The 24641-nt window shown below is 75.3% G+C and carries 23 protein-coding genes; 11 read left to right on the top strand and 12 right to left on the bottom strand.

What is annotated here, in order from left to right; all coding sequences use genetic code 11:
* Positions 1 to 8 precede the first annotated feature (8 nt).
* The 3 genes from ABTX81_RS10165 to ABTX81_RS10155 form a co-directional block, all read right to left on the bottom strand.
* Positions 9 to 755, bottom strand: a complete 747-nt coding sequence (locus tag ABTX81_RS10165; protein ID WP_350542776.1) for a GNAT family N-acetyltransferase — start codon at positions 753 to 755, stop codon at positions 9 to 11.
* A gap of 32 nt (positions 756 to 787) precedes the next feature.
* Positions 788 to 1810, bottom strand: a complete 1023-nt coding sequence (locus ABTX81_RS10160; RefSeq protein WP_350542775.1) for an ABC transporter substrate-binding protein — start codon at positions 1808 to 1810, stop codon at positions 788 to 790.
* A gap of 152 nt (positions 1811 to 1962) precedes the next feature.
* Positions 1963 to 2739, bottom strand: a complete 777-nt coding sequence (locus ABTX81_RS10155; protein WP_350542774.1) for a MerR family transcriptional regulator — start codon at positions 2737 to 2739, stop codon at positions 1963 to 1965.
* A gap of 186 nt (positions 2740 to 2925) precedes the next feature.
* Here ABTX81_RS10155 and ABTX81_RS10150 point away from each other — a divergent pair, with 186 nt between their 5' ends.
* Genes ABTX81_RS10150 through ABTX81_RS10140 form a run of 3 tightly spaced genes read left to right on the top strand, consistent with a single transcriptional unit; the run spans position 2926 to position 6517 of the window.
* The gene (locus ABTX81_RS10150) at positions 2926 to 4608 is read left to right on the top strand and encodes a flavin-containing monooxygenase (protein WP_350542773.1); all 1683 of its coding nucleotides are present in this window, start codon (positions 2926 to 2928) and stop codon (positions 4606 to 4608) included.
* Positions 4605 to 5627 carry an alpha/beta fold hydrolase gene (locus tag ABTX81_RS10145; protein WP_350542772.1) on the top strand — a complete coding sequence of 341 codons (1023 nt, stop codon included), beginning with the start codon at positions 4605 to 4607 and terminating at the stop codon, positions 5625 to 5627. Before ABTX81_RS10150 ends, ABTX81_RS10145 begins: the two co-directional genes overlap by 4 nt.
* Entirely contained in the window at positions 5624 to 6517 is an 894-nt protein-coding gene (locus ABTX81_RS10140; RefSeq protein ID WP_350542771.1) for an SDR family oxidoreductase, read from the top strand. The genes ABTX81_RS10145 and ABTX81_RS10140 overlap by 4 nt, the downstream gene beginning before the upstream one ends.
* A gap of 100 nt (positions 6518 to 6617) precedes the next feature.
* Here the strand turns inward: ABTX81_RS10140 and ABTX81_RS10135 are convergent, their stop codons facing one another.
* The 4 genes from ABTX81_RS10135 to ABTX81_RS10120 all read right to left on the bottom strand — a co-directional run bounded on the left by ABTX81_RS10135 (position 6618) and on the right by ABTX81_RS10120 (position 9914).
* On the bottom strand, positions 6618 to 7667 hold the full coding sequence (locus ABTX81_RS10135; RefSeq protein ID WP_350542770.1) for a serine hydrolase domain-containing protein: 1050 nt from the start codon (positions 7665 to 7667) through the stop codon (positions 6618 to 6620).
* Positions 7668 to 7724: 57 nt separating this feature from the next.
* The gene (locus ABTX81_RS10130; protein WP_350542769.1) at positions 7725 to 8702 is read right to left on the bottom strand and encodes a DUF6895 family protein; all 978 of its coding nucleotides are present in this window, start codon (positions 8700 to 8702) and stop codon (positions 7725 to 7727) included.
* Positions 8699 to 9586 carry a hypothetical protein gene (locus tag ABTX81_RS10125; RefSeq protein WP_350542768.1) on the bottom strand — a complete coding sequence of 296 codons (888 nt, stop codon included), beginning with the start codon at positions 9584 to 9586 and terminating at the stop codon, positions 8699 to 8701. The genes ABTX81_RS10130 and ABTX81_RS10125 overlap by 4 nt, the downstream gene beginning before the upstream one ends.
* A 127-nt stretch (positions 9587 to 9713) precedes the next feature.
* Complete coding sequence (locus ABTX81_RS10120) at positions 9714 to 9914, bottom strand: hypothetical protein (RefSeq protein WP_350542767.1); 201 nt, start codon at positions 9912 to 9914, stop codon at positions 9714 to 9716.
* A gap of 187 nt (positions 9915 to 10101) precedes the next feature.
* On the opposite strand from ABTX81_RS10120, the gene ABTX81_RS10115 reads away from it, so the two are divergent.
* Together ABTX81_RS10115 and ABTX81_RS10110 are read left to right on the top strand one after the other, a co-directional pair.
* A complete protein-coding gene (locus tag ABTX81_RS10115; protein ID WP_350542766.1) occupies positions 10102 to 10875 on the top strand; it encodes an SDR family NAD(P)-dependent oxidoreductase in 774 nt (257 codons plus the stop codon).
* Positions 10876 to 11085: 210 nt separating this feature from the next.
* Entirely contained in the window at positions 11086 to 12900 is a 1815-nt protein-coding gene (locus ABTX81_RS10110; protein ID WP_350542765.1) for an ABC transporter ATP-binding protein, read from the top strand.
* Between the two features lie 49 nt (positions 12901 to 12949).
* Here ABTX81_RS10110 and ABTX81_RS10105 read toward each other — a convergent pair whose 3' ends face one another.
* Positions 12950 to 13618, bottom strand: coding sequence for a lysophospholipid acyltransferase family protein (locus tag ABTX81_RS10105; protein WP_350542764.1), 669 nt, complete (start codon positions 13616 to 13618; stop codon positions 12950 to 12952).
* 217 nt (positions 13619 to 13835) lie between these two features.
* Between ABTX81_RS10105 and ABTX81_RS10100 the strand changes: the two genes are divergently transcribed.
* Positions 13836 to 14048, top strand: a complete 213-nt coding sequence (locus ABTX81_RS10100; protein ID WP_350542763.1) for an EF-hand domain-containing protein — start codon at positions 13836 to 13838, stop codon at positions 14046 to 14048.
* 93 nt (positions 14049 to 14141) lie between these two features.
* Here the strand turns inward: ABTX81_RS10100 and ABTX81_RS10095 are convergent, their stop codons facing one another.
* The gene (locus tag ABTX81_RS10095; protein WP_350542762.1) at positions 14142 to 16352 is read right to left on the bottom strand and encodes a bifunctional glycosyltransferase/CDP-glycerol:glycerophosphate glycerophosphotransferase; all 2211 of its coding nucleotides are present in this window, start codon (positions 16350 to 16352) and stop codon (positions 14142 to 14144) included.
* Between the two features lie 65 nt (positions 16353 to 16417).
* Between ABTX81_RS10095 and ABTX81_RS10090 the strand changes: the two genes are divergently transcribed.
* The 3 genes from ABTX81_RS10090 to ABTX81_RS10080 all read left to right on the top strand — a co-directional run bounded on the left by ABTX81_RS10090 (position 16418) and on the right by ABTX81_RS10080 (position 17940).
* The gene (locus ABTX81_RS10090) at positions 16418 to 16543 is read left to right on the top strand and encodes a hypothetical protein (RefSeq protein ID WP_350542761.1); all 126 of its coding nucleotides are present in this window, start codon (positions 16418 to 16420) and stop codon (positions 16541 to 16543) included.
* A gap of 453 nt (positions 16544 to 16996) precedes the next feature.
* Positions 16997 to 17272, top strand: a complete 276-nt coding sequence (locus tag ABTX81_RS10085; protein ID WP_350542760.1) for a hypothetical protein — start codon at positions 16997 to 16999, stop codon at positions 17270 to 17272.
* 218 nt (positions 17273 to 17490) lie between these two features.
* Positions 17491 to 17940, top strand: a complete 450-nt coding sequence (locus tag ABTX81_RS10080; protein WP_350542759.1) for a YjbQ family protein — start codon at positions 17491 to 17493, stop codon at positions 17938 to 17940.
* A 39-nt stretch (positions 17941 to 17979) separates the two neighbouring features.
* On the opposite strand, the gene ABTX81_RS10075 is transcribed toward ABTX81_RS10080, so the two are convergent.
* On the bottom strand, positions 17980 to 18684 hold the full coding sequence (locus tag ABTX81_RS10075) for a DUF1990 domain-containing protein (protein WP_350542758.1): 705 nt from the start codon (positions 18682 to 18684) through the stop codon (positions 17980 to 17982).
* A gap of 68 nt (positions 18685 to 18752) precedes the next feature.
* On the opposite strand from ABTX81_RS10075, the gene ABTX81_RS10070 reads away from it, so the two are divergent.
* Positions 18753 to 19022 (top strand): hypothetical protein, encoded by a 270-nt coding sequence (locus tag ABTX81_RS10070; RefSeq protein WP_350542836.1) that lies wholly within the window; start codon positions 18753 to 18755, stop codon positions 19020 to 19022.
* Positions 19023 to 19078: 56 nt separating this feature from the next.
* On the opposite strand, the gene ABTX81_RS10065 is transcribed toward ABTX81_RS10070, so the two are convergent.
* Positions 19079 to 22195, bottom strand: coding sequence for an AAA family ATPase (locus ABTX81_RS10065; RefSeq protein ID WP_350542757.1), 3117 nt, complete (start codon positions 22193 to 22195; stop codon positions 19079 to 19081).
* Positions 22192 to 23361 (bottom strand): exonuclease SbcCD subunit D, encoded by a 1170-nt coding sequence (locus ABTX81_RS10060; RefSeq protein WP_350542756.1) that lies wholly within the window; start codon positions 23359 to 23361, stop codon positions 22192 to 22194. The genes ABTX81_RS10065 and ABTX81_RS10060 overlap by 4 nt, the downstream gene beginning before the upstream one ends.
* Positions 23362 to 23761: 400 nt before the next feature.
* On the opposite strand from ABTX81_RS10060, the gene ABTX81_RS10055 reads away from it, so the two are divergent.
* Positions 23762 to 24610: a DUF8829 domain-containing protein gene (locus ABTX81_RS10055; protein ID WP_350542755.1), complete on the top strand. Its 849-nt coding sequence runs from the start codon at positions 23762 to 23764 to the stop codon at positions 24608 to 24610.
* The last annotated feature ends 31 nt before the right edge of the window (positions 24611 to 24641 follow it).

Raw genomic sequence — 24641 nt, 5'->3', positions numbered from 1 at the left:
GCTGTTCGCTATCCGACGGCGAGGATCGTGCTCACGGAGCCCCAGCCGACGTCGGAGGCCGCCCGGGAGGCGCTCTCGGCGCCGCGGTCACGACGCGCCGGGGGTGCGGCGGGCGTGTCGGAGGCGTCGGGGGTGGTGGGCGGCGTGTCGGACGGTCCGGCGGGGCGGTCGTCGTCGGGGGTGTCGTGACCGCTGTCGGGTGCGGGGCGGCGGCGTTCCTCCCACTCGTCGCGGAGCATGCCGAACAGCAGGCGGTCGTAGCGGACGCCGGCCACCAGTACGGCGGCGCGGCGGCGGCCCTCCTCGCGGAAGCCGAGCCGGGTGAACGCGCGGGCGGCGCGGGGGTTGCCGCTCCAGGTGTCCAGTTCGATCCGGTGCAGCGGGAAGGCGCCGAACAGGTGGTCCACCAGCAGGCCGAGGGCCTCGGAGCCGTAGCCGCGGTCCCAGAACTTCCGCTCGCCGATGGCGACCCCGACCTCGGCGACGCCCTCGTAGGGGTCGAGGCCCCGGTAGTCGACCAGACCGATCGGGCGGCCGCCGGACGTCTCCTCGACGGTCAGCATGCCGGCCTCGCGCGGGTCGAGGCGCAGTATCCGTTCGAACCGCTCCGCCAGCGCCTCGGCGGTGGTCGGGCCGAAGCGCGGATCCCCGGCCGCCGCCAGCCGGACCACCTCGGGGTCGTTGCGCCACCGGAGCTGGTGCTTCGCGTCCTCGGCGCGCATGGCGCGCAGTCGTACTGACTTACCTTCGATCATGATCGGATGGTAGGGCCGGGGCCGGGTCGCCGTCAGCCGACGAGGTGGTGGTGGATCTGGTCGAGGATCAGACCGGCGCCGGTGTAACCGATTCCGAGCATCCAGAGGTTGTCGTCGACCTGGTGGACCTTGCCGTCGCGGACGGCGTCGAGGCTCTGCCAGAGCGTGCCGCTGACGATCTTCGGCTGGTCGGACTTGGTCACATCGCCGTAGACCGAGTAGAAGATGACGTCGGCGGCGGCCTGGTCGACCTGCTCGGGGCTGATCTCGATCGAGAAGCCGGGCTTGTCCTGGTTGGCGGGGCGGCCGACGCCGAGGTCGGTGAGGACGGAGCCGATGAAGGTGTCGTTGAGGTAGAGGCGGGTGGGCGCGCCGGCCAGGAAACGGGCCATCTCGACCTTGAGGGCGGCCGCCTTCTCCTTGCCGCCGAGCGCGGTGACCAGTTCGGCGAGCTTCGCCCGGTACGCCTGCTCGGCCGCCGCCGCCTCGCTCCGGCGGCCGAGGGCCTCGGCGTGGAGGCGGACGTTCTCCTTCCAGGCGGGGCCGGTGGTCTTGCTCAGCACGGTCGGCGCGATCTTGGAGAGCTCGTCGTAGCGCTTGTCGTCGCGGACCTGGTTGCCGAGGATGACGTCCGGGCGGAGGGCGGCGACGGCCTCCAGGTCGGGCGAGCCGATGGTGCCGACGGTCTTGACGCCGGCCAGGCGTTCGGCGGGGAGGTAGGCGGAGAGCGGCGCGCCGGCGGCGACGGTGGTGGCGCCGACGGGCGTGATGCCCAGGGTGACGGCGGAGTCCAGGGCGTCGGTGTCCAGGACGACGACCCGGCCGGCGCGTGCCGGAACGGTGCTCTCGCCGCGCGCGTGCCGTACGACGCGGCCGTCCTGGGCGCTCGCCCCGCCCGCCTTCGCCGGGCCGCCGGACCCGCAGGCGGTGAGCGCGAGCCCGGAGGCGAGCCCGGCGGTCAGCGCGAGCAGCCGGCGGCGGGTCGGGGCCGGGGTCGGGGTCGGGGCCGGGGTCGGGGTCGCGGGGAGGGGAAGGGCGGGGACGGCATCGGGCATCGGGCGACTCCGTTCCGGAGGCAGACGGGCAGACGGGCAGACGGCGAGGCGTCCCGTTCCCTGCCCGGTGGCGCGGATCGTTACGCCTGCGGGCCGCGTGACAGCTGACAGATGACAGATTTCAGCTGACAGATTTCGTCAGCTGTCAGCTGTCAGTCGTCCTCGTGCTGCTCCATGCGCTGGCGGAGCAGTTCGTCGTACTCGGCGTGCACCCGGCGGTCCATCGCCAGCGCGAACTGGGCGTCGGTGACCGTCCGTGCGAGGGGGCGGATCCGCAGGACCTGTTCGGTCAGCCGGGCGGCCTCGCCGGGCGGCAGCGGGCCGTCGGCGGCGAGCGCGCCGAGCAGGTGGTCGCGCACCAGGGAGGTGAAGATCTCGGCGATCGCCGTCACGTGCTCCAGGGTCTGCCGGCTGGCCTCCAGGACCACCGAGAGCGGCACGCCCTCCGCGACCAGCGCCGTGGTGGCGTCCATCAGCCGCCGGCTGACATGGGTGATCCCGTCCTCCTCGATCGTGATGAAGCCCTGGGCGATGGACTCGGCGGTGTTCTCCTCGGTGAGCTCGTCGCCGAGGGCGGCCTTCAGCTCCTCCCAGTCGACGTGGACGGGCGTCTCGTCGGACCACGGCGCGACGATCGCCGCCTCCAGGCCGATCAGCTCGGCGACGTCCCGCCCGCTCTCGCCGGCGCCGATCAGCTCGGCGATGCCGCCCAGCGTGTGGCCGCGTTCCAGCAGTTCGGCGATCATCCGCAGCCGGGCCAGGTGGGCCTCGCCGTACCAGGCGATCCGGCCCTCCTTGCGGGGTGGCTGGAGCAGCTTCCGCTCGCGGTAGAAGCGCAGGGTGCGGGTGGTGATGCCGGCCGCTTCGGCCAGTTCCTCCACCCGGAACTCGCGATGTCTGCCCTCGCCGGCGGCTTCGACCTTGTCCACGGCGCTCAGCATAGGACCGGTGCTCGTCCGATCGGGTCGGTCGGGCTTCTTCCATCAACTGTCAACAAGGGCTAACCTGCCAACCGTGCCAGTGATTGCTGGCACGGTTGGTGTGATCCGCACCGCGCCGCTCCGAGCAGCGGCGACGCGCGCCCCACGGCCCCCACCCCTCCAGGAGGACGCCGCATGGCATCCAGCAGCAAGCGCCCCCGCCCCCGCGCGTCCGACGCCGAAGCCGGCGCCGCCGCGACCGTCCCCGACCAGGCCGCGTCCGACGGGCAGTCCGCCCAGGAGCCCGCGCAGGAGCCCGCCCAGGAACAGCCCGCGCAGGCGCAGTCGGCCCCGGAACGGCCCGTCCCGCACGTCCGGGTCGCCGTCATCGGCTCCGGTTTCGGCGGCCTCGGCGCGGGCGTCCGGCTGCGCCGCGCCGGCATCACCGACTTCGTCATCCTGGAACGCGCCGACTCGGTCGGCGGCACCTGGCGCGACAACAGCTACCCCGGCTGCGCCTGCGACGTCCCCTCGCACCTCTACTCCTTCTCCTTCGCCCCCAACCCGGACTGGCCGCGCAGCTTCTCCGGCCAGCCTGACATCCGCGCCTACCTGGAGAAGGTCACCGACGTCTTCGGGCTCCGCCCCCACGTGCGGCTCAACACCGAGGTCGTCGAGGCCCGTTGGGACGTCGAGCGGACCCACTGGCGGATCACCACCACGGCCGGCCGGTGGACCGCCGACGCCGTCGTCGCCGCCGCCGGACCGCTCGCCGACCCGCAGATCCCCAACCTGCCCGGCCTGGACTCCTTCCCCGGCCAGGTGTTCCACTCCTCCCGCTGGGACCACGACTTCGACCTCGCAGGCAAGCGCGTCGCGATGGTCGGCACCGGGGCCTCCGCCGCCCAGATCATCCCGGCGATCCAGCCGCGGGTGGGGAGGCTGACGGTCTTCCAGCGCACCCCGGCCTGGGTCCTGCCGCGCCGCGACCGGACCATCACCGAGCTGGAGAAGCGGCTGCACGGCCGGTTCCCGTTCACCGCGAAGGTCCGCCGCAGCGCTTTGTTCGCACTGCGCGAGCTCCAGGTCGACGCCTTCGTCCGGCGGCCGGGCCTGCTCAAGGTGGTCCAGCGGATCGCCGAGCGGCACCTCGCGGACGGCGTCGCCGACCCGGCCCTGCGCGCCCGGCTCACCCCGGACTACCGGATCGGCTGCAAGCGCATCCTGCTCAGCAACACCTACTACCCGGCGCTCGCCGCCGCCAACACCGAGGTGGTGTCCGGCGGTCTGCGCGAGGTGCGCGGATCGACCCTGGTCGGCGCCGACGGCAGCGAGCACGAGGCGGACGCGATCGTCTTCGGCACCGGCTTCCACGTCACCGACATGCCGATGGGATCCCGGGTGTTCGGGGTCAACGGCACCAGCTTCGCCGAGGAGTGGAAGGAGGGCATGGAGGCACTGCGCGGCTCCACCGTGCACGGCTTCCCGAACTTCTTCTTCGTCATCGGCCCCAACACCGGCCTCGGCAACAGCTCGATGATCCTGATGATCGAGTCCCAACTCAACTACGTGATCGACGCGTTGACCAAGCTCGACGAGATCGGCGCGACCGCCATGCAGCCCACCGCCCGGGCGCAGCGCCGCTGGAACCTCGAACTCCAGCACCGGATGGACCGCACCGTCTGGACCACCGGCGGCTGCCGCAGCTGGTACCTGGACAGGAGCGGCAAGAACACCGTGCTCTGGCCGGGGTCGACCACCTCCTTCCGCCGCGCCACCCGGAAGGTCGACCTCGCCGAATACGAACTGATCCTGCGCCGGGAGGGCCGCCCGGGCCGTCCCGTCACCACCGCCGAGGCCGGGGAGGTCCTGGTATGAGCCGCCCGTCGATCCCCGCCGACTTCCTCCAGCCCGTTCCCGCCGAGGAGTTGGACGTCGTGTCGGCCGACGGGACCAGGCTGCACGTCGAGGTCCACGGACAGCCCGGAGCCCCGACGATCGTGCTCGCCCACGGCTGGACCTGCTCGACCCGGTTCTGGGCGCCGGTGATCCGCCGGCTCGCCGACCGGTACCGGGTGGTGGCCTACGACCAGCGCGGCCACGGCCGCAGCGAGATCCCGCCGAGCCGGGTGCGCTACTCCACCCGCGCGCTGGGCGAGGACCTCGCGGCGGTGCTCACCCGGGTCGTCCCGCAGGGCGAGCGCGCCGTGCTGGCCGGCCACAGCATGGGTGGTATGACCGTCATGGCGGGTGCCGTCCGCCCCGAGGTCGCCGAGCGCACGGCGGCCGCCGTTCTGGTGTCCACCGGACCGTCGGGCCTGGTTGAGGAGTTGCGCGTGGTCCCGGGGGTGGTGCGCTCCCGGGGGGTTCGGCGCTTCCTGCACCGGCGGATCCTGCGCTCCCGGCTGCCGCTCGGGCCGGTCGGTCCGGCCACCCGGGCCGCGCTCGGATACGCGATCATGGGGGCCGGCGCGCCCGCCGAGCGGATCGAGGCGGCGGTGCGGATCGTGCACGCCTGCCCGACCGGCGTCCGGGCCAACTGGGCCCGGGTGCTGGAGCGGTTGGACGTCCGCGCGGGGCTGGCCCGGCTCGCCGCGCCGACCTCCGTCGTGGTCGGCGCCGAGGACCGGCTCACCCCGCCGGTGCACGCGCACCGGATGGTCGCGGCGCTGGCCGACCCGCAGGGGCTGCTCCTGCTGCCCGGCGTCGGCCACATGGCGCCCCTGGAGCGGCCGGCCGAGATCGCCGCCGAGATCGACCGGATGGCGGCCGCCCACCTGCCGGGCACCCGCGCCGACGGGGCCGAGGCCGCCGCCGACGCCGCGACCAGCACCGACGCCGCGACCAGCATCGACGCCACGACCAGCACCGACCCCGAGAGGACCGCCGTCGCATGACCGCCACCCCGCCGCTCTCCGCCCAGGTCGCCGTCGTCACCGGAGCCGCGCGCGGCGTCGGGGCCTCCCTGGCCCGCGCCCTCGCCCGCCGCGGTGCCAAGGTCGCGCTGGTCGGCCTGGAGCCGGACGAGCTGAAGGCCGTCGCCGCCCAGTGCGGCCCGGACGCCACCGCCTGGGAGGCGGACGTCACCGACGTCGAGGCGCTCACCGTGCTCGCCGGGCGGATCAAGGAGCACTACGGCCGGGTCGACACCGTGGTCGCCAACGCGGGCATCGCGATCGGCGGCCCGCTGCTGCAGAACGACCACCGGGCGTTCAGCCGGGTGATCGAGGTGAACCTGCTCGGCAGCGTGGCCACCGCCCGGGCCTTCCTCCCGGTGCTCACCGAGAGCCGCGGCTACCTGCTGCAGATCGCCTCGCTGGCCGCGCTCACCCCGGCGCCGCTGATGAGCGCCTACTGCGCGAGCAAGTCCGGGGTCGAGGCGTTCGCCCACGCGATCCGCGCCGAGGTGGCCCACGAGGGCGTGAAGGTCGGTGTGGGATACCTGAGTTGGACCGACACCGACATGGTGCGCGGGGCGGACGAGGACACCGTGCTCAAGCAGATGCGCTCCCGGCTGCCGTGGCCGGCGAACAAGACCTACCCGCTGGAGCCGGCGGTGGACCGCCTGGTCGCCGGCATCGCCCGGCGCTCCGCCCACGTCTACGCCCAGGCCTGGCTGCGCGGTATGCAGCCGATCCGCTGGGCCCTGCCGTCCCTGATCGCCCTGGTCGGCTCCCGTGACGTGGCCCGCCTCGCGCCCCAGTTCGCCGCGACCGCCGCCACCCGCCTGCGCGCGGTCGGTGCGGGCGGCGCCGCCGACACGGCCGCCCGCTCCGAGCGGCACTGACGAAGTCCGGCTGACAGATGACAGCTGACAACTGACAGATATCAGATAACAGATGACAGCTGACAGATTTCAATATCCGTCAGCTGTCATCTGTCAGGTGTCAGCCGCCCCGCCCTCGCTCCGCGTCCGCCGCAGCCGCGAACCGCTTGAACACGTCGTAGGCCGCCTGCGCGAAGTTGTCCCGCCGGCTCGGGCCGGTGTTGCAGAGGGCGGCGAGGGCGGTGGCGGTCTGCGGGCAGAACGCGATGAGTGTGGTGCAGCCGCGGGTGCCGCCGGAGTGGAAGAGCAGGTCGCGGCCGTCCGGGGTGCGCCGGTGGTTCCAGACCAGGCAGAGCTGGTCGCCCGAGCGCGGCAGCCTCAGCCGCGGCCGTTGCACCTCCCGCAGGGCTTCCCCCAGGGCGCCGTCCGCCGACCCGCCCTCGCCCGGCCGCAGATGCGCGCCCAGGAAGCGGAGCAGGTCCGCGCCGCTGGACCGGACGGCGCCCGCGCCCGGAAGCCCGGGGATGCGCCACGGCGGCAGGGGACGTCCGTGCCGGTGGCCGATCGCCCGGTGCGGCGAGTCGGGCGAGCAGGTGGTGGCGCGCAGCCCGAGCGGCCGGCAGATCCGCTCCGCGAGCAGTTCCGGGTAGCCGGCGCCGCGACCCGCCTCGGTGAGCAGCCGCCCGAGCAGCCCGACCCCGAAGTTGGAGTACCCGAACCGCTCGCCCGGCCGGTGCCGCACGGTGGTCCGGGCCAGGCCCGCCCGCAGCCGCCGTTCGCCGTACGCGGCGTACGGATTGCTGCCCCAGGCCGGGACGGCGCTGCTCACCAGCCCCGGCGGCAGCCTCGGCAGCCCGGAGGTGTGGGTGGCCAGGTGCAGCAGCCGGATCGGCCCGCCGCGTCGGACGTCGGCGGGCTGCCAGCCGTCCGGGAGGTGGCGCTCCACCGGGTCGTCGAGGGCGAGTTCGCCCCGCGCGGCCAGGTCGGCGAGCAGCAGGGCGGTGAACGTCTTGGTGATGGAGCCGAGTTCGAAGACGGTGTCGGGCGTGCAGGGTTCGCCGCCGGCGTGATCCACCCGGCCGGCGCACCGCACCGCCTGCCGCTCGCCCCTCGCCACGGCGAGCGTCACGGCGCTGGCGCCCGGCCCGGCGGACCGGACCAGGTCGGCCAACTCCCTTTCGCCCCAAGGGCCGTCGTCCTCCCACGCGGGTCCGCCCCGGGGGTCCACCTAGCTCTCCGGCGGCGCTCCGACCGCCACCGCCGGCGCGCCCGCGGCCGCCCCGGTCGTGCCGCCGAGCGCGCGGGCCAGCGTGGTGGTGGCGGCGACCACGGCGACCACCGCGGTGTGCCCGTGGTCGGTGAGCAGCTGGGCGGGGTCGCCCTCGGTCGCCGTGTTGGCGTCCTTGGGCAGGAGCCCGTCCGGCTGCTGGGCGGCCGCCAGCGCGGCCCAGCCCGTGGTGCCCTGCCCGAGTTCGCCGATGCAGGCGGCGACGATGAGCAGTTCGCCCACGAGGTCCCAGTGGCCGACCTCCTGCCACACGTCGAGCCAGGCCGGCAGCCAGTCGCGCAGGTAGTCGCGGATGTGCGGGGGCAGGCACTCGGGGCGGGCGCCCCAGTCGGTGAGGTGGAAGACGGAGTGCGTGACGTAGTAGGCGGTGAGCCAGTCGATCAGCCACGGCTCGGGCGTGGCGCCCAGCCAGGTGGTGGCGGCCAGTTCGTCCCAGTCCTCCAGCTGGTCCAGGCCGATCACCCGCCGGCCGTTGGCCGAGGCCAGGCGGCGGCTGGGGAGTTGCTCGGCGGCCCGTACGGAGCGCAGCCGGTTCAGCGTCGCCAGCTGTTCCTCCAGCGGGCGGTGGCGGTAGCCGGCCCGCGCGAAGTGGACGTAGACCTCCAGCGGGTCGGTCATCAGCGGGTAGCGCAGCTGCCGGTCGTACAGCAGGTCGCCCTCGCGCAGTTCGGCCCAGGCGAGGTCGATGATCTGGCGGGCGATCCGGGTGTCGTCGGCGCCGGCGACCCCCTCGCGCAGCAGCAGGCCGGTGGCCAGGGCGACTTCGCCGAGCGGTTTGTAGATCTCGTTGGGGTTGGCGAGGTCGGTGGTGACGTCCTCCTCGAAGCCGCCGAGGCCGCTCTCGTAGAAGGAGTGCAGCCAGCGCAGCGACTTCGAGCCGACCTGCTGGGCGATGGCGATGATCTGACTGTCCGTCATGCCGCCGCTCCGTCCTGGGAGTCGCCCGGGTGCTGGGGAGCGGTCCGGTCCGTGGTCCCCGTTGGCGTCCCGCCGGACGCCTCGCCGGCGTCCGACAGCCGTTCGGCGACGGCGAGTTCGAGCCACATGCGGGTGCTGCCGTCGCCGACCGCCCGGATCCGGTCCAGCACGGGGCCGAGTTCGAGGTGCGCCGGTCCGCCGTTCGCCTCGTTCCAGGCCAGCCAGCGGGCGAGCCGGGCGGCGGTGCGGTAGTCGCGGCGGAGCATGGAGCGGGTGACGCCGCGCGCCACGGTCAGCGAGTGGCGCCGGGCCAGCTCGTGCACGGGGCCGTCGAGCCGGGGGAGGGCGAGCGCGGAGAGCCGGGCCATCGCCACGGTCCAGCGCGGCCAGTCGCCCGCCGTCGGCTCCGGGGGCCACGCCGGCTCGGGGCCGGTCGCCGGGGCGGGGCGGCCCGCCAGTTCGACGAGCCGTGCGGTGGCCCGGTCGCGCCAGGCGTTGGCGAGCGCGGCGTCCGACGGGGACGGGTGCCCGGCGGCGGAGCCGGTCGCGGGGGAGGTCTCGGTCATCGGGAAGGCTTCGACGGCCTCGGCGGCGGCGTCGGCGGTCGGCCCGTCGAGGGGGAGGCCGGCGAGCAGCGGGGCGGCGAAGAGGTCGGGCCCCAGGACCCGCACCGCCGCCAGCGAGGCCTTGGAGAGGGGGCCTTCGTCCAGGAGGGGGTCGGGCGTCGGGGGCGCCGGGCGGTCGGGCCGGGTGGCGCCCGGGGCGGACGGGCGGGTGGGCGCGGCCGGGCCCGCGGCACCCCGGAGGGCGTCGAGGACCCGGCCCGCCACTCGCTCGACGGCCGCCGCGTACTCGTCGCGGAGCGTGGTGTCGGCGAACGGCATGGAGTGGGATTCTCCTGTCTGGAGCGTGCTCAGGACCTTCGGGTCCGGTCGGCCGGTCGGTCGGGGCCCCCGGTCGGGCCGTTGACCCGGCCGAGGGTTCGACCGGGTCCGACCGGATCAACCGGGTCTACCGGGTCTTCTCCTTGGGCTGCTTGTGCGGCGACAGCAGGAGGAGTCCGAGGAGCAGGAGCAGGCCTGCGGCTTCGGGCTGGTACGTGGGCGCGTCGCTGACGGCCGCCTCGTCCTCCGTGATCAACGTACCGAGCGCGTCGATCTCGGCCCGGGTGGCGAGCGGGGCCCGCGTCGTACGGGTGGTCTGAGCAAGCATCTGAGTGCCTCCTCATCGAAGTTCCACCGCCTGGTCCGGCGATGCCCCCTCGATCGACGATACGAGCACGAACCCACCGGCGCCACCCCTGCACGCTCCGTCACCGTCGTCACGATGAGGCACCGCGCAAGGGCGCAGCGGCACGGCCGGGCTGTCGCGGATACCCGGGAGTAGGTACGGTCGCTGCATGACCACTGCCTTGATCACCGGCGCGACCGCCGGCATCGGAGCCGCGTTCGCCCGCCGGTTCGCGCGGAGCGGCTACCGGCTCGTCCTGGTGGCCCGGGACACCGAGCGGCTGGAACGTTCCGCCGCGGACCTGCGGGGGAGGTTCGGCGTGGAGGTGGAGGTGCTCGGCGCCGACCTCGCCACCGACCGGGGCATCGCCGACGTCGAGGCCCGGCTGTCCGACCGCGAGCACCCGGTGGACCTGCTGGTGAACAACGCCGGCTTCGGCAACCGGGGCGCGTTCTCCACCGTGCCGCTGCAGGACGAGCTGGACATGCTGAAGGTGCACATCGAGGCGGTGCTGCGGCTGACCACGGCCGCCCTGCCGGGAATGCGCGAGCGCGGGCGCGGCGCGGTCGTCAACGTGGCCTCGGTGGCGGCGTTCCTGCCGCGCGGCACCTACGGGGCGAGCAAGGCCTGGGTGGTGAGCTTCACCCAGGGCGTGATGCGCGACCTCGGCGGCACCGGGGTGCGGCTGATGGCGCTCTGCCCGGGCTTCACCCGCACCGAGTTCCATCAGCGGGCCGGCATGGGCACGGACAACATCCCGTCCTGGGGCTGGCTGTCCGCGGAGCGCGTGGTCGACGAGGCGATGCGCGACCTGGCCCGGGGGCGTTCGGTCTCGGTGCCGAGCAGGCGCTACAAGCTGGCGGTGGCGGTCGCCCGGGTGCTGCCGTCCGGGAAGCTCGGCGGTGTCTCCTCCAAGGCGGCCCGCACCTACCGCACCACCTGACCGGGGACGCCGGGAGGGCGGGAGACCAGGACGGAGGGCCGGCGCGGTCGGGCGCGGCCGGACCGCCATCGCGGAGGGCATCTCACTATTAGCTTTGCTAACTATGAGCCTCTCTCGTTATGCTGGCGGCCGCCCGACCGCCCACCCGCCGTCGGCGCGCGCCCCAGCGGTGCCGCGCCCGCCCGGCCGTCCGAGGGAGGCTGCCAGCCCGTGCGCCCCGAAGGCATCCAGTGGACCCCGCCCGCCCGCGCCGAGGACGACCCGCGCCCGCCGACCCAGTGGCGCCGCATCCTCGCGCTCTTCCGCCCCTACTCCGGCCGCCTCGCCGTCGTCGGCCTGCTGGTCGCCGCCTCCGCCGTGGTCTCGGTGACCACACCGTTCCTGCTGCGCGCCGTCCTGGACACCGCCATCCCGCAGGGCCGCACCGGACTGCTGACCGTCCTGGTGCTCGGCATGGTCGGCACCGCCGTGGTCAACAGCGTCTTCAGCGTGCTGCAGACGCTGATCTCCACCACCGTCGGCCAGCGGGTCATGCACGACCTGCGCACCGCCGTCTACCGCCACCTGCAGCGGATGTCGCTGGCGTTCTTCACCCGAACCCGCACCGGCGAGGTGCAGTCCCGGATCGCCAACGACATCGGCGGCATGCAGTCCACGGTGACCTCCACCGCCACCTCCCTGGTCTCCAACTTCACCGCCGTGGTCGCCTCGGTGGTCGCCATGGCGGCGCTGGACTGGCGGCTGACCGTGGTCTCGCTGCTGCTCCTGCCGCTGTTCGTCTGGATCAGCCGCCGGGTCGGCAACGAGCGCAAGAAGATCACCGGTGAGCGGCAGAAGCAGCTCGCCGCGATGAGCTCGGCGGTGCAGGAGTCGCTCTCGGTCAGCGGCATCCTGCTCGGCCGCACGATGGGCCGCTCCGCGTCGCTCTCCCGCGAGTTCACCGGCCAGTCCGACCGGCTCGCCGAGCTGGAGGTGCGCGCCTCGATGGCCGGCCGCTGGCGGATGAACACCATCCAGATCGTGATGGCCGCGATGCCCGCGGTGATCTACTGGGCGGCCGGCATGACCGCGGCCGGCGGCGCCCCGATCGTCTCCGTCGGCACCCTGGTCGCCTTCGTCTCGCTCCAGCAGGGCCTGTTCCGCCCGACCGTCAGCCTGCTCGCCACCGGCGTCCAGGTGCAGACCTCGCTCGCGCTCTTCCAGCGGATCTTCGAGTACCTCGACCTGACCGTGGAGATCGACGAGCCCGAGCGCCCCGTCACCCTGGATACCGTCCGCGGCGAGGTCCGCTTCGAGGGCGTCGACTTCCGCTACGACCCCGCGCAGGAGCGGCCCACCCTGGCCGGGGTGGACCTGCGGATCCCGGCCGGCGGCTCGCTCGCGGTGGTTGGCGAGACCGGCTCCGGGAAGACCACGCTCAGCTACCTGGTGCCCCGGCTCTACGACGTCACCGGCGGCCGGGTCACCCTCGACGGGGTCGACGTGCGCGAGCTGTCCTTCGACACCCTCGCCCGCGCGGTGGGCGTGGTCTCCCAGGAGACCTACCTCTTCCACGCCTCGGTCGCCGACAACCTGCGCTTCGCCAAGCCGGACGCCACCGACGACGAACTGGTCGCCGCCGCCCGGGCCGCGCGGATCCACGACACCGTCGCCGCCCTGCCGGACGGCTACGACACCCTGGTCGGCGAGCGCGGCTACCGCTTCTCGGGAGGGGAGAAGCAGCGCCTCGCGCTCGCCCGCACCATCCTGCGCAACCCGCCGGTACTGATCCTCGACGAGGCCACCAGCGCGCTGGACAACAGCACCGAACGCGCCGTCCAGGAGGCCATCGACACCCTCGCCGCGGGCCGGACCACCATCACCGTCGCGCACCGGCTCTCCACCGTGCGCGGGGCCGACCAGATCGCCGTGCTGGATCGCGGCGAGGTCGCCGAACTCGGCACCCACGAGGAGCTGCTGGCGGCGGACGGCCGCTACGCCGCGCTGCTGCGCCGGGAGTCCCCGGTGGCGGCCGTCGCGCCCTGACGCCGGCGGGGTCGCGCGGGGTCGCGCGGGGTCCCGCCGGACCCGGGGCTCAGGCGGCCTTGGGGACCTCGTTGTACGTCTCCACGACCTCCTGGCCGGAGAGCCGCTGGATCCCCGCCATCACCTCGTCGGTGACCTGGCGGCGGGCCTTGAGCGAACGGGCCTGCCCGTGCAGCTCGTCGAAGTGCAGCGGCTCGCCGAAACGGACCGTCACCTTCTTGAGCCGCGGCAGCCGCTTGCCGACCGGCAGGATCCCCTCCGGCCCCTCCAGCGCCACCGGCACCACCGGGACGCCGGCGGTCAGGGCCAGCCAGGCCACGCCGGTCTTGCCGCGGTAGAGCCGGCCGTCCAGCGAGCGGGTGCCCTCGGGGTAGATGCCGAAGGCCTTGCCGTCCTCCAGGATCTCCAGCGCCCGCTCCAGCGAGGCCTGCGCGGAGCGGTAGGTGCCGCGCTCGACCGGCACCGCGCCGATCCCCTGGAAGAAGCCGCGCGACAGCGCTCCCTTGAGCCCGCTGCCGGTGAAGTACTCGGCCTTGGCCAGGAAGTGCACCCGGCGCGGGGCGGTGAGCGGGATCACCACGCTGTCGATGAACGAGAGGTGATTGCTGGCCAGGATGACGCCGCCCTTGCGCGGCACGTTCTCGATGCCCTCGATGGTGGGCCGCCAGATCCCCCGGGCGAGCGGTTTCAGCACCAGCCTGGTGACGAGATCGAGCATGGTCCCTCCCTGGACGAGCACGCCCGAGAGGTGCCCGGGCCTGGGGTTACGACGAGCGGCGTTCGGTTCGCCCGGCCGGGCCGGGATCAGAACCGCAGACTACGACACCCACCCCGGACGCCGTCCACTCCCGCCGGCCGTGGCGCTCACCACGGCCCGGTAGGGTACGGCCGTCGGAATTACACATCAGCATCTGAACAGTCCCAGGGAGGGCTCCATGGCAGACGTCAACGACATCCGCGCGGCGTTCGACAAGTACGACGTGAACGGCGACGGCCGGATCACCGCCGCCGAGTACGCTCTGGTCGCGCGCGAGCTCGGCGACCTGACCACCTCGATCGCCGTGGCCGAGGCCGTCATCAAGACGATGGACACCAACCACGACGGCGAGCTGACCTTCGACGAGTTCCTGGCCGCGCGCCAGGGCTGACGCGACGCGAACGGGCCCCGGGGAGCGCCCCGGGGCCCGTCGCCGCCCGCGCCGGCGGTCGTCGCGCGCCCGGCCGTGGCCGCCTCAGCCGCCTCAGCCGGTGGTCGGGAACACCCGGCGGACCACCCGCTCGGCGGCCCCGCCGTCGTCCCACGGGCAGAACCGCTCGCGGAACGCCGCCCGCGCCGCCGGCTCCGGGTCCCCGGCCAGCAGCGCCTTCGCCAGCCCCTGCGGATCCGTCGTCAGCGCGCCCGGCGGCTGCTCGAACAGGTCGAAGTAGACGCCCCGGTCCCGCTTGTACTCCTCCCAGTCCGGCGCGAAGATCACGACCGGCCGGTCCAGCACGGCGTAGTCGAACATCATCGACGAGTAGTCCGTGACCAGCACGTCCGCCGCCAGGTAGAGGTCCTCCACGGTCGGGTGCGCCGACACGTCCACGATCCGCGCCGCGCCCTCCTGCTCCGTCAGGTCGCCCGGGCCGCCGGTGTGGAAGTAGTGGGTGCGCACCAGCAGCGTGAACCCCGGCCCCAACTGCCGCGCCAGCTCCCGCACGTCCAGCAGCGGTACGTAGCCGCCGCGCGCCTCCCGGTGGGTGGGCGCGTACAGCACGGCGGTCTGCCCGGGCGCCAGCCCGAACCGCTCGCGCATCGCCGCCGACTCGGCCGGCGTCGCGTTCGCCAGCCGGTCGTTGCGCGGGTAGCCGGTGTCCAGCATCTCGTAGCGGCCGGGGAAGGCGCGGGCGAAGTGCTCGCTGGTGTGCGGGTTGGAGGAGACCAGGAAGTCCCAGCGGTCGACGGCCTCCTGGAGCCGGTCGAAGTCCATCCCGTCGGCGGCCACCGGGTGGTCCCTGAGGTCCATGCCCATCGCCTTGAGCGGCGTGCCGTGCTGCGTCTGGACGTGCACCGTGCCGGGGCGCTTGACCATCGTGCGCGGGAAGTTGACGTTGTTCACGAAGTACTTGGCCGTGGCCATCGTCTTCAGGTAGGCCGGGGTGTTGACGATGACGTACGGCACGCCGTCCGGTAGCGTCGCGGCCTGGGTCCGGTTCTCCACCACCCAGACACCGTGGATCGCCGGCGCCAGCTCCTTCGCCTTCTCGTAGATGGCGGCCGGACTGCACGCGTAACCCCGGTGCCAGTACGCGGCGTACACCGCCAGCCCCGGGTTGAGCGGCATCCGCCGGAAGGCGTTGTACGCGGTGAACCGGGCGCTGCCGCGCACCCCCTTCTTCAGGGCCGGCGCCACCGCGCGGGCCCCGCGCTTGAGTTCGCGCGGCAGCCGCCCCGTCCGGCGCAGTTCCCCGTACGCGCGCCGGGCGCCGCGCGCCGCGAGCCGGTACCGCACCCCGCGCACGCCCCCGGGGAAGCGGTAGCCCACCGGGCGGTGCCGGGCGAAGTGCTCGGCGATCCGGCGGAAGAACCCGGGCCGCAGCCCGGCCGGGACCAGCCCCGGGGTGTCGTAGACGGTGAGCGCCTGCTGCACGGTCCGCTCGAAGACCAGGGTGCGCAGCGCCTGCGGGACGGGCTCGCCGGGGCGGTCGGGCCGGTCCAGGAACGCGAAGATCGCGTCGTACTGCGCGAAGGCGTCGGCGTGCTTGGCGGAGGCGGTGCTGGTGATCGCCCCGGCCCGGCCGCGCCGGTAGAAGTAGCAGGGGCGGTCGAGGTAGCGCAGCCGCCCGGCGGCGAGCAGCGCCGGGTAGGTGACCGAGATGTCCTCGTAGTAGCCGCGGCCGAAGGAGACGCCGAGACCGAGCAGGAACTCCCGGCGGAACACCTTGTTCCAGACCGACATCACGGTCTTGAACAGCGCGGGGTGCTCGGCCAGCGTGCAGCCCGCGACGAGCGGGGAGCCGGTCAGCACGTGCCGCCAGGGGTTGGGCTCGGTGCCGCCGTCGGGGTAGACGTGGGTGAAGTCGGTCAGCAGCACGTCGGCGGGGGCCTCGCCGCGCCCGGCGCGCTCCGTCTCGGCGGTGAGCTCGTCGAGCAGGGCGGCGACCGTGCCCTCGGGCACCCAGTCGTCGCTGTCGACGAACCAGACGTAGTCGCCCCGGGTCTCGGGGAGGGCGGCGGTGCGGGCTCCGCCGAGGCCCTGGTTCTCGGCGAGGTGCAGGACGCGCAGACGCGGGTCGCGGGCCGCGTACTCGTCCAGGATCGCGCCGCAGCGGTCGGGGGAGCGGTCGTCGACCGCGATCACCTCGACGCGGGACTCGGTGGAGGGGGTGTCCGCCAGGAGGGAGTCGAGGCAGCGGGGCAGGAAGCGCTCCACCCCGTGGACCGGGAGCACGATGCTGAGGAGGACTGGCACGCTGGCCGAGTCTACCGAGGCGGCGCCGGGGCGGAATCCGCAGGTCCATGACGCTGGAGCCGCCGGTGCCTGACCCCGTGCGGGGCGGCACCGGCAGCCTGGTGGCGGCCCGGCCGACCCTCTACGGCCGGCCGCCGGTCCGGGCACCGCCCGAGCCTGGCCGCCGCAGCGTCGAGGCGGCCTGGCAGTAGGCACGGGGGAGCCGGAATCTTCATCAGTCGAACACGGCGATGGGCGCGGCTCGCGCCCGCGTGATCGCTACAGATATTGCTTGGAGTCAGGGCCCACGTCAATCCCTCGTCTGTGTTCACTTCCTAAACGGATAGTCGTACCGAGCTGGAGTCGGAAGTGGATCTCCCGAGGGGTGACAGGCGGGCACGGAGAGTGAAGGTCCGGTGACTGCGTGCGCCCGGCGCGCGGCTTCGTGGCGGGCGCCGGGTGCGCGACCCGGCGAACCCGCTGACGAACGCCCGGTCGTGCACCATCATTGATGCCTAGTCGTGACCGCCCGGGCCGCCCCTGGTGCGGTGTCAGTTGACGCCGCACGGTACGGTGGCAGAACACCGGGACGGTTGCGCGAAGACCGTCTGTCGCGGATAGTCTTCGCCTCACGGCCCTGGCGCCTCGTAGGGGTGGGAAATCAGATGGAACACATGCAAGTGCGGACTCGGCCCCGCGTGCCGGCGATCCAGTGCGGTGTCGGCACGACCGGCCGCCGGATCGACCGGCACCTGGCTGTGCTCGGCGCGCCCGCACTCCCGGCGGTGGACACCGCCGAGGCGCTCGGGTTGATAAGGGAGCTGACGCCGCGCGGTGTCGGCGCCCCGACCGCGCCGCCGCGCCGCCACGCGCGGGTCAGGCTGCTGGCGCCGCTGCGCCGGCTGCGGCGCGGGCTCTTCGGCGGGCGCGGCCGCGGCTGAGAGGCCGGCCGGCCTCGGGACGCACCGCCGCCCCGCACCCACCTGCACCGACCCGACGGATCACCGCGACCGTCGGGTCTTCGGCGTGCCCGGAGCCGGGCCGCCCCGGCGCCATCCGGATTGGTCTGAACCTCTCATGATATGCCGACTTGCCCCACCGGCACGGGGAGTCGGCGAGGCTGGGTGGACCACCCCCTGACGTGGGCGAGGATGGCGCCATGGCGGACCACACCCACACCACCCCCCACACCCCGTCCTTCCGGACCGAGACCTTCGAGATCACCACCGGCAGCCACGAGGTCGCACTCGACATCACCGAACGCTGCGCCCGGTTCCTCGACGGACACGCCCCCGGACGGGACGGCCTGCTCAACGTCTTCGTCCCGCACGCGACGGCCGGGATCGCCGTGCTGGAGACCGGATCCGGCAGCGACGCCGACCTGCTCGCGGCCCTGCGCGACCTGCTGCCGGCCGACGACCGCTGGCAGCACCGGCACGGCAGCCCGGGCCACGGCCGCGACCACGTCGTCCCCGGCCTGCTCGCCCCGCACGCGACCCTGCCGGTGATCGACGGGCGGCTCGCGCTGGGCATCTGGCAGTCGGTGGTCCTCGTCGACACCAACGGCGACAATCCGCGGCGGACCGTCCGGCTCTCCTTCCTGGGCTGACCGGGCCGAAGCCCCCGGGCGGGCGGCGCCGGGCAGGGCTCAGCCCGCCGCCGGCCCGTTCCCGGGGGCCTCGGGGACGGCCGCTTCGGTGATCGCCTCGCCGGTCGCCTGGACGGCTGCTTCGACGGCTGCTTCGACGGCCGCTCCGGTGGCTGCTCCGGTGGCCGCTTCGCCGACCGCCTCGACGACCGCGGAGAGGTACCGCTCGATCGCCAGGTACTGGCAGAGCACGGCGACCGGGCGGCCGAGCCGCGCGTACCAGGCGGCGAGCCGGGCGAAGGCGCTCACCTCGAACCACACCTCGCCCGAGGCGTCCATGGACACCACGAACGCCTCCTCGCCGCACTCCGGGTGCCCCGGCAGCGTCCCGTAGGCGAAGCCGATCCGGTCCGGTTCCTCCACCGTCCACACCACCCGGCACGGGATCACCAGCCGGGGCCACCGGGTGCCGGGCAGGGCGAGGCGCAGCAGCACCGTCGCCCCCGGCTCGACGGGCACGTACGGGTACACGGCGAAACCGGTGCCCAGCTGGCAGCCCCAGCCGAGGACGAACCTCCCGGCGCGCGCCAGGACCTGAGGGCCGTGCCCGAGGTGGACCCGCCGCCGCAGGTGGGTGTAGCCGTCCGGCAGCCGGGCGTCCCGGGTGGCGCCCACCTCGCGGTAGCCGGGCGCGGCGGCCCGGGCGGCCGACAGCCGCCGTTCCAGGGCGGACGTCGGCCGGGCGGTGGCGGGGGAGAAGGGCATGCCGCCACCGTAGCCGCCCGCTCCGGCGGGCCTTGCGCCGGGCCCGGGCGAGGAGTAAAGAGGGCGCCATGAGCGAGACAGCCGTGAACGACAGGGTCCCCGCCGGCACTCCGGACACCGACGGCGCCGCGGCGGCCGGGGCCGAGCAGCTCTGCGTCCTCGCCCCGGGCGACGGCGACACCGTGGCGGGTCTGCTGCCCGACCCGGACCTCACCGGCCCGCGCGCGGACTGCGTCCTGTGCGGCGAGCCGACCGAACTGCCCGCCGACCACCCGGGCAGCACGCTCTGCCCCGTCTGCACCTGGCAGCAGGCCCAGCGGATCGCCTGCTCCGGCTGACGGGACGCGCCCGCGCCCGGTCCGCCGCGACCGCTCCGCCTGCCCGGCGTCAGGCGTCAGGCGTCCTCCCGCCCCGCCAGGGCCAGGGTGGAGCCGTGCCGGCCCTTGCGGACCAGCAGCTGGGCCGGGATCCGGCTGCGCAGATCGGCGACGTGGCTGACGATGCCGACCGCGCGGTCCCGCTCGCGCAGACCGTCGAGGACGTCCATCACCTCCTCCAGGGTGTGCTCGTCGAGGCTGCCGAAGCCCTCGTCGATGAACAGGGTGTCCAGCGGCATGCCCCCGGCCTCGTCGGTGACCACGTCGGCGAGGCCGAGCGCCAGGGCCAGCGAGGCGAAGAAGCTCTCGCCGCCGGAGAGCGTCGCGGTGTCGCGCTCCGTGCCGGTCCAGGCGTCCACCACGCGCAGCGCCAGCCCCGAGCGCTTGTTGCCCGTGCCCCGGTCGTCGCTGTGGACCAGGGTGTAGCGCCCGCCGGACATCCGGACCAGCCGGTCGCTCGCCGCCGCCGCCACCTGCTCCAGGCGCGCCGCCAGGACGTAGGACTCCAGGCGCATCCGCAGCCGGTTGTCGGCCGAGGTGCCGGCCGCCAGCGCGGCCAGCCGGCCGATTCGCGCGTACCGGTCCAGCTCCGGCGCGAGCGAGCGGGCCAGCTCCGCCAGCTGCCGCCCGATCGCGGCGAGCGCCTCGCACCGCACCCGGGCCGCGTCCCGCGCGGCGTGCGCGGCCCGCAGCCGGTCGGTGGCGGCGCCGAGCGCGGCGCGGGTGCCCGGCAGGTCGGCGGGCGGCAGGGCGGCGGCCGCGGCCAGCTCCGGTTCGGCGAGCCGCCGCTCGGCCGCCGCCAGCTCCGCCCGGTGCCGGTCCAGCCGCTGCTCCAGCCGCTCGCGCTCCGGCCGGGGCAGCAGGACGGCGGCGGCGTCCCGCGCGCTCGCGAACCCGGCCGCCACCGCGGCGCCGGCCAGTTCGTCGTCGGCCCGCTTGAGCTGGTGCGCCGCCTCGGCGGCGGCCCGGGCCGCCGCCGCCAGCGCCGCCACGGCCGAGGCGAGCCGGTCCAGGGCGGCCGCGCGCGCCGCCACCGACGGCGCGCCGCCCCGGGCCGCCGCCACCCGGGCGGCCAGCTTCCCCTGCTCGGCGTGCAGGGTCCGCGCCTGGGCGGCCAGCTCGGCGCTCCGCTCGCGGGCCCCGGCCAGCGCGGTGCGCCGGACGGCCTGCTCCGCGGTGAGCCGCTCGATCGCCCGGCCCGCCGGGCCGAGCCCCTCCGCGACCCGGAGCGCCTCCCGGTACTCGCCCTCCAACCCGGCCAGCGCGCCCGCGAGGGCCTCGGCGGGCTCCTCACCGGACGCGCCGGCCGCCGCCGCCCGGCGCACCTGGAGGCCGGACAGCCCCCGCTCCGCCGTGTCGGCGGCCTGCTCGGCGGCCGTCTGGGCCCGCCGGGCCCGCTCCTCGTCCTCGGCCCGGACCGGCTCGCCGACCGGTCGGGCCGGGGCCGGGTGCTCCGCCGAGCCGCAGACCCGGCACGGCTCCCCGGCGCTCAACCGGGCGGCCAGCTCGGCGGCCATCCCGGCCAGCCGGCGCTCACGGAGGTCCAGGCCGTACTGCCGGGCGTCCAGCGCCTCCGTCCGCAGCGCCAGCACGCGCGGCCGGGCGTGGTCGATCTCCAGATCGAGCCCGTCCCGCTCACGGGCGGCGGCGAGGCGCGCGGCCAGCTCCGCGCGCCGGGCGTCCAGCCGCTCGACGCTCCCGGCGGCGTCCCGGGCGGCGGACTCCTCCGCCTGGAGGGCGGCCAGCCGGGGCTCGAAGTCGGCCAGCCAGTCGCCCGCCTCCTCGGCGAGGTCCTCGGCGCGCCGCAGGTCGGCGGCCAGCGCCGAGCGCGCGCCGTCCAGCTCGGCGCACTGCCGCTCGTCCTCCCGGGCCGCCTCCAGCCGGACGACCTCCGCGCGCAGCCGCTGCTCGGCCTCGGCCAGCTCCTCGGCCTCGGCGTGGGCCAGCGCCGGGCCGCCGGGCCCGGAGCCACCGTCCTGGGAGCCGCCGTCCGCCGTGAGGGCCCGTCCCGCCGGGCCGTCGGCGAGCTCGGCCAGCACCGCGCGGTGCCGGTGCTCCTCCTCCCGGGCCCGCCGGTACGCCTCCGCCGCGCGCTCGCGCAGGTGCAGCACCGACTCGACGCCGACCGCCGCCTGCGCCGCCGTCAGCCGCCGCCGGTCCGCCGCCCGGGCGGGCTCGTCCTCGGCCAGCCGGGCCGCCTCGCGCACTGCCTGCCGGTGCCGCTCCTGCCGGTCGGCCAGCTGCTCGGCGGCCTCCCGCGCCCGCTGCGCGGCCCGGTGGGCCTCCTCCGCGCCCGCCAGCGCCGCGCCGGCGACCGTCAGCTGCTCGGCCGCGCCGCTGCGCAGCACGGCCGCCCAGCCCAGCACGCCCTCGGTGAGATCGGTGTCCGCCGGGCCGCCCTCCTCCTCGCCGGGCACCCGGCCGACGGCCGGATCGGCGCCCGGCCCGGCCGCCTGTTCCGCCTTGCTCGCGAGGTCCCGCAGCCGGCGGCGCCCCGCCTGCACGGCGGCCTCGTGGGACCGGCGCTGTTCGGCCAGCCAGGCCTCGACGGACTGGAACCGCTCGGTGTCGAACAGCCGGCGCAGCAGCTTGCCGCGCTCCTCCGAGTCCGCCCGCAGGAACCGCGCGAAGTCGCCCTGCGGCAGCAGCACCACCTGGCAGAACTGGTCCCGGCTCATGCCGATCAGCCGGTGGATCTCCTCCCCGGCCTCCTGGTGCGACTTGCTGACCGCCCGCCAGCCGGGCGCGCCGTCACCGGTGTCCGCCCCGTCGGCCGACCACTCGCGCAGCAGCGTCTGGGCGCGCTCGACCGTCATGCCGCGGCCGACCTTCTTCGGCCGCGGCTGCTCGGGGACGCGGGTGATCTCCAGCCGGCGCCCGCCCAGCGTCAGCTCCAGCCGGACGGCGGTCAGCCGGTCCGGCTCGGCGTGGTCGCTGCGCAGCCGGTTGGCGCGGCGGGTGCCGGGCACCTCGCCGTAGAGGGCGTAGCAGACCGCGTCCAGCACACTGCTCTTGCCCGCGCCGGTGGCGCCGCGCAGCAGGAACAGCCCGCCGGCGGCGAGCGCGTCGAAGTCGACCGTCTCGGTGGCCGCGAACGGGCCGAACGCGGTCACGGTCAGCCGGTGGAGTCTCATCGGGGCAGCTCCGCCTTCCGGTCGGTGGTCTCCCGGACGCGCTCGAAGCCCTCGCGCAGCCAGTCCAGCTCGGCCGCGTCCGGCTCGGCGCCGGGGCGGACGTGCCGCAGGAAGCCCTCGGCGATCTCCAGGTCCGTCCGCCCGCCGACCCGGGCGGCGTAGGACGAGGAGGCGGCGGCGGTGGTCTCCTCCGGTTCGAAGAGCAGCTGGAGGGTGTGCGGGAAGCGGCGGCGCAGCCGCTCCATCGGCTCGCTCGGGCGGCTCGGGTCGGTGAGGGTGGCCTGCACCCAGGAGTGCTCGTCGGCGGTGTACCGCTCGTCGGTGAGCAGCTCCTCGAGCCGGGCGCGCAGCCGGGCCAGCGGGCGGGGCACCGGGCAGTACACCCGCTCGGCGGTGACCGCGCCGTCCGCCGCGAGGTCGACCAGCCACATGCTCTTGCGGTGCTCGTGCTCGGAGAAGGAGTAGGCGAGCGGGGAGCCGCTGTAGCGCAGGTGCGGGGCGAGCGTCTGGCAGCCGTGCAGATGGCCGAGGGCGGCGTAGTGCACGCCGTCGAAGACCGAGGCGGGGACGGCCGCGACCCCGCCCACCGCGATGTCGCGCTCGCTGTCGCTGGGCTCGCCGCCGGTGACGAAGGCGTGCGCCAGCACCACCGCGCGGGTACCGGCCGGCCGGGCCGCGAGGTCGGCCCTGACCTGGTCCATGGCCGCGCCGAGCACCGCAGCGTGGCCGCCGCGCGCCAGGCCGAACCGCTCCCGGACCAGCGTCGGCTCCAGGTACGGCAGCCCGTAGACGGCGACCGGCCCGTGCTCGTCGGCCAGCACCACCGGCTCGGCGCACTCGCCCGGGTCGGTCCGCAGGTGGACGCCGGCCCGGCCGATCAGGCCCGCGCCCACACCGAGGCGGCGGGCGGAGTCGTGGTTGCCGCTGATGAACACCGTCGGCACGCCGAGGTCGGCCAGCCGGTGCAGCACGTCGTCGAACAGCGCCACCGCCTCCAGCCCGGGCAGCGCGCGGTCGTACACGTCGCCGGCGACCAGCACGGCGTCCACGCGTTCGGCCCGGACCACCGCCACCAGGTGGTCCAGGAAGGCGCGCTGGGCGTCGTGCAGGCTCTCCCGGTGGAACGATCGCCCCAGGTGCCAGTCGGAGGTATGCAGCAGTCGCATGGTCCCCGACCATAACGGGCGGCACCGACAATCCGGTCCGCGACGGTGGTCCCCACCCGTCCTCCTGCGCCCCGTCCGCCCTTCGCCGCCCCGGACTCCGCCCGGCCCCCTCCCGCCTGCCGACGGTCGCTCGGCGTCGATTGTCGGTGACCGTGTGTATGGTCGCCGTCACCGGGAGCCGAGGGGCTCGTGGGACCGGTGCGACATGTGTCGACGGCGGGAGGAAGGGGGCATGGTCGTGCGGGACGGCATGCGTGGGGGGAGTGCGGGGCGGCGGCCCGGGCCGGGTGGGCCGGGGGCGCGAGGTCCCGGTGGGCGGCCGCCGGGCGGCGGGCCGGGTGGGCCCGGTGCGCGGGGTTCGCGGTGGGGTCGGCCGCGTGGTGCGCCGCCGCCGCAGCCGGTGGCGCTCGCGGTGGTGGTCCGCGCCGCCGACTTCGCCGACCTCGCGGGGCACGGGCTGTTCGGCGGGCTGTCGTTCCGGTCCTACCTGCGGCGGGTGGCGGTCCAGCTGCGGGCGCTCGGCGGGCACGGCTTCGAGGTCCACCTGCGGATGCTCGACCCGGCGGACTACGAGGAGTACTGCGCGGCGCTCGGCTTCGACCCCGGGGACGCGGCGGCCCGGGTCGCGTACGCGGCCGATCCGGAGCTGGCCGGGGAGCCGTTCGTCTACGCCGGGCAGCGGCTGGCCGTGCTGCTGCCGGAGCTGGCCGACGACCACCGGGCCAGGCTGCGGATCTCCATCGCGATGGCGGCGCTGCTGACGGCGGCCGGCGAGGGGCCGCCGGGCGATCGGCGGCTGGTGGCGGTGATGCGGCACGCGGTGGAGGTGTGGTCGGCGGTGGCCGCGGGCGCCGGTGACGGGCTCCACCTGCTGACCGTGCGCTGCCACGGCCCCGAGGACGGCGAGGAGCTGACCTCGGCGAGCGACCTGCTGGTCGAGCGGGGCCGGTTCGCCGCGGGCGGGCGGGACGGGGAGGCGTTCTGCGTGACGCTGGCGGCGGGGCTGGCCGTCGGCGGCACCGGGGCGATGGTGCTGCACGGCGATCCGGCGGCGCCCGGCGGGCACGCGGTGCGCGGGTGGGCGCTGCACGGCGGGCGGCTGCGGCCGATGACCGCCCGGGAGGTGCTGGACGAGCTGGCCGACGACGTCGGCCGGGGCCTGCCCTTCCCGCCGGCCGCCGTCCCGCTGCCGGGCTTCCCGCTCCCGGCGCCGCCCTCGACGGAGGAGGGCGGTGGGCCCCTGGGCTGACCGTCGCTGACCAGGGCGTTCGGCCCCCGCT

It is taken from the genome of Kitasatospora sp. NPDC097605 (assembly GCF_040302725.1).
Taxonomy (GTDB): domain Bacteria; phylum Actinomycetota; class Actinomycetes; order Streptomycetales; family Streptomycetaceae; genus Kitasatospora.
This window is presented reverse-complemented; position numbering and strand designations above follow the sequence as displayed.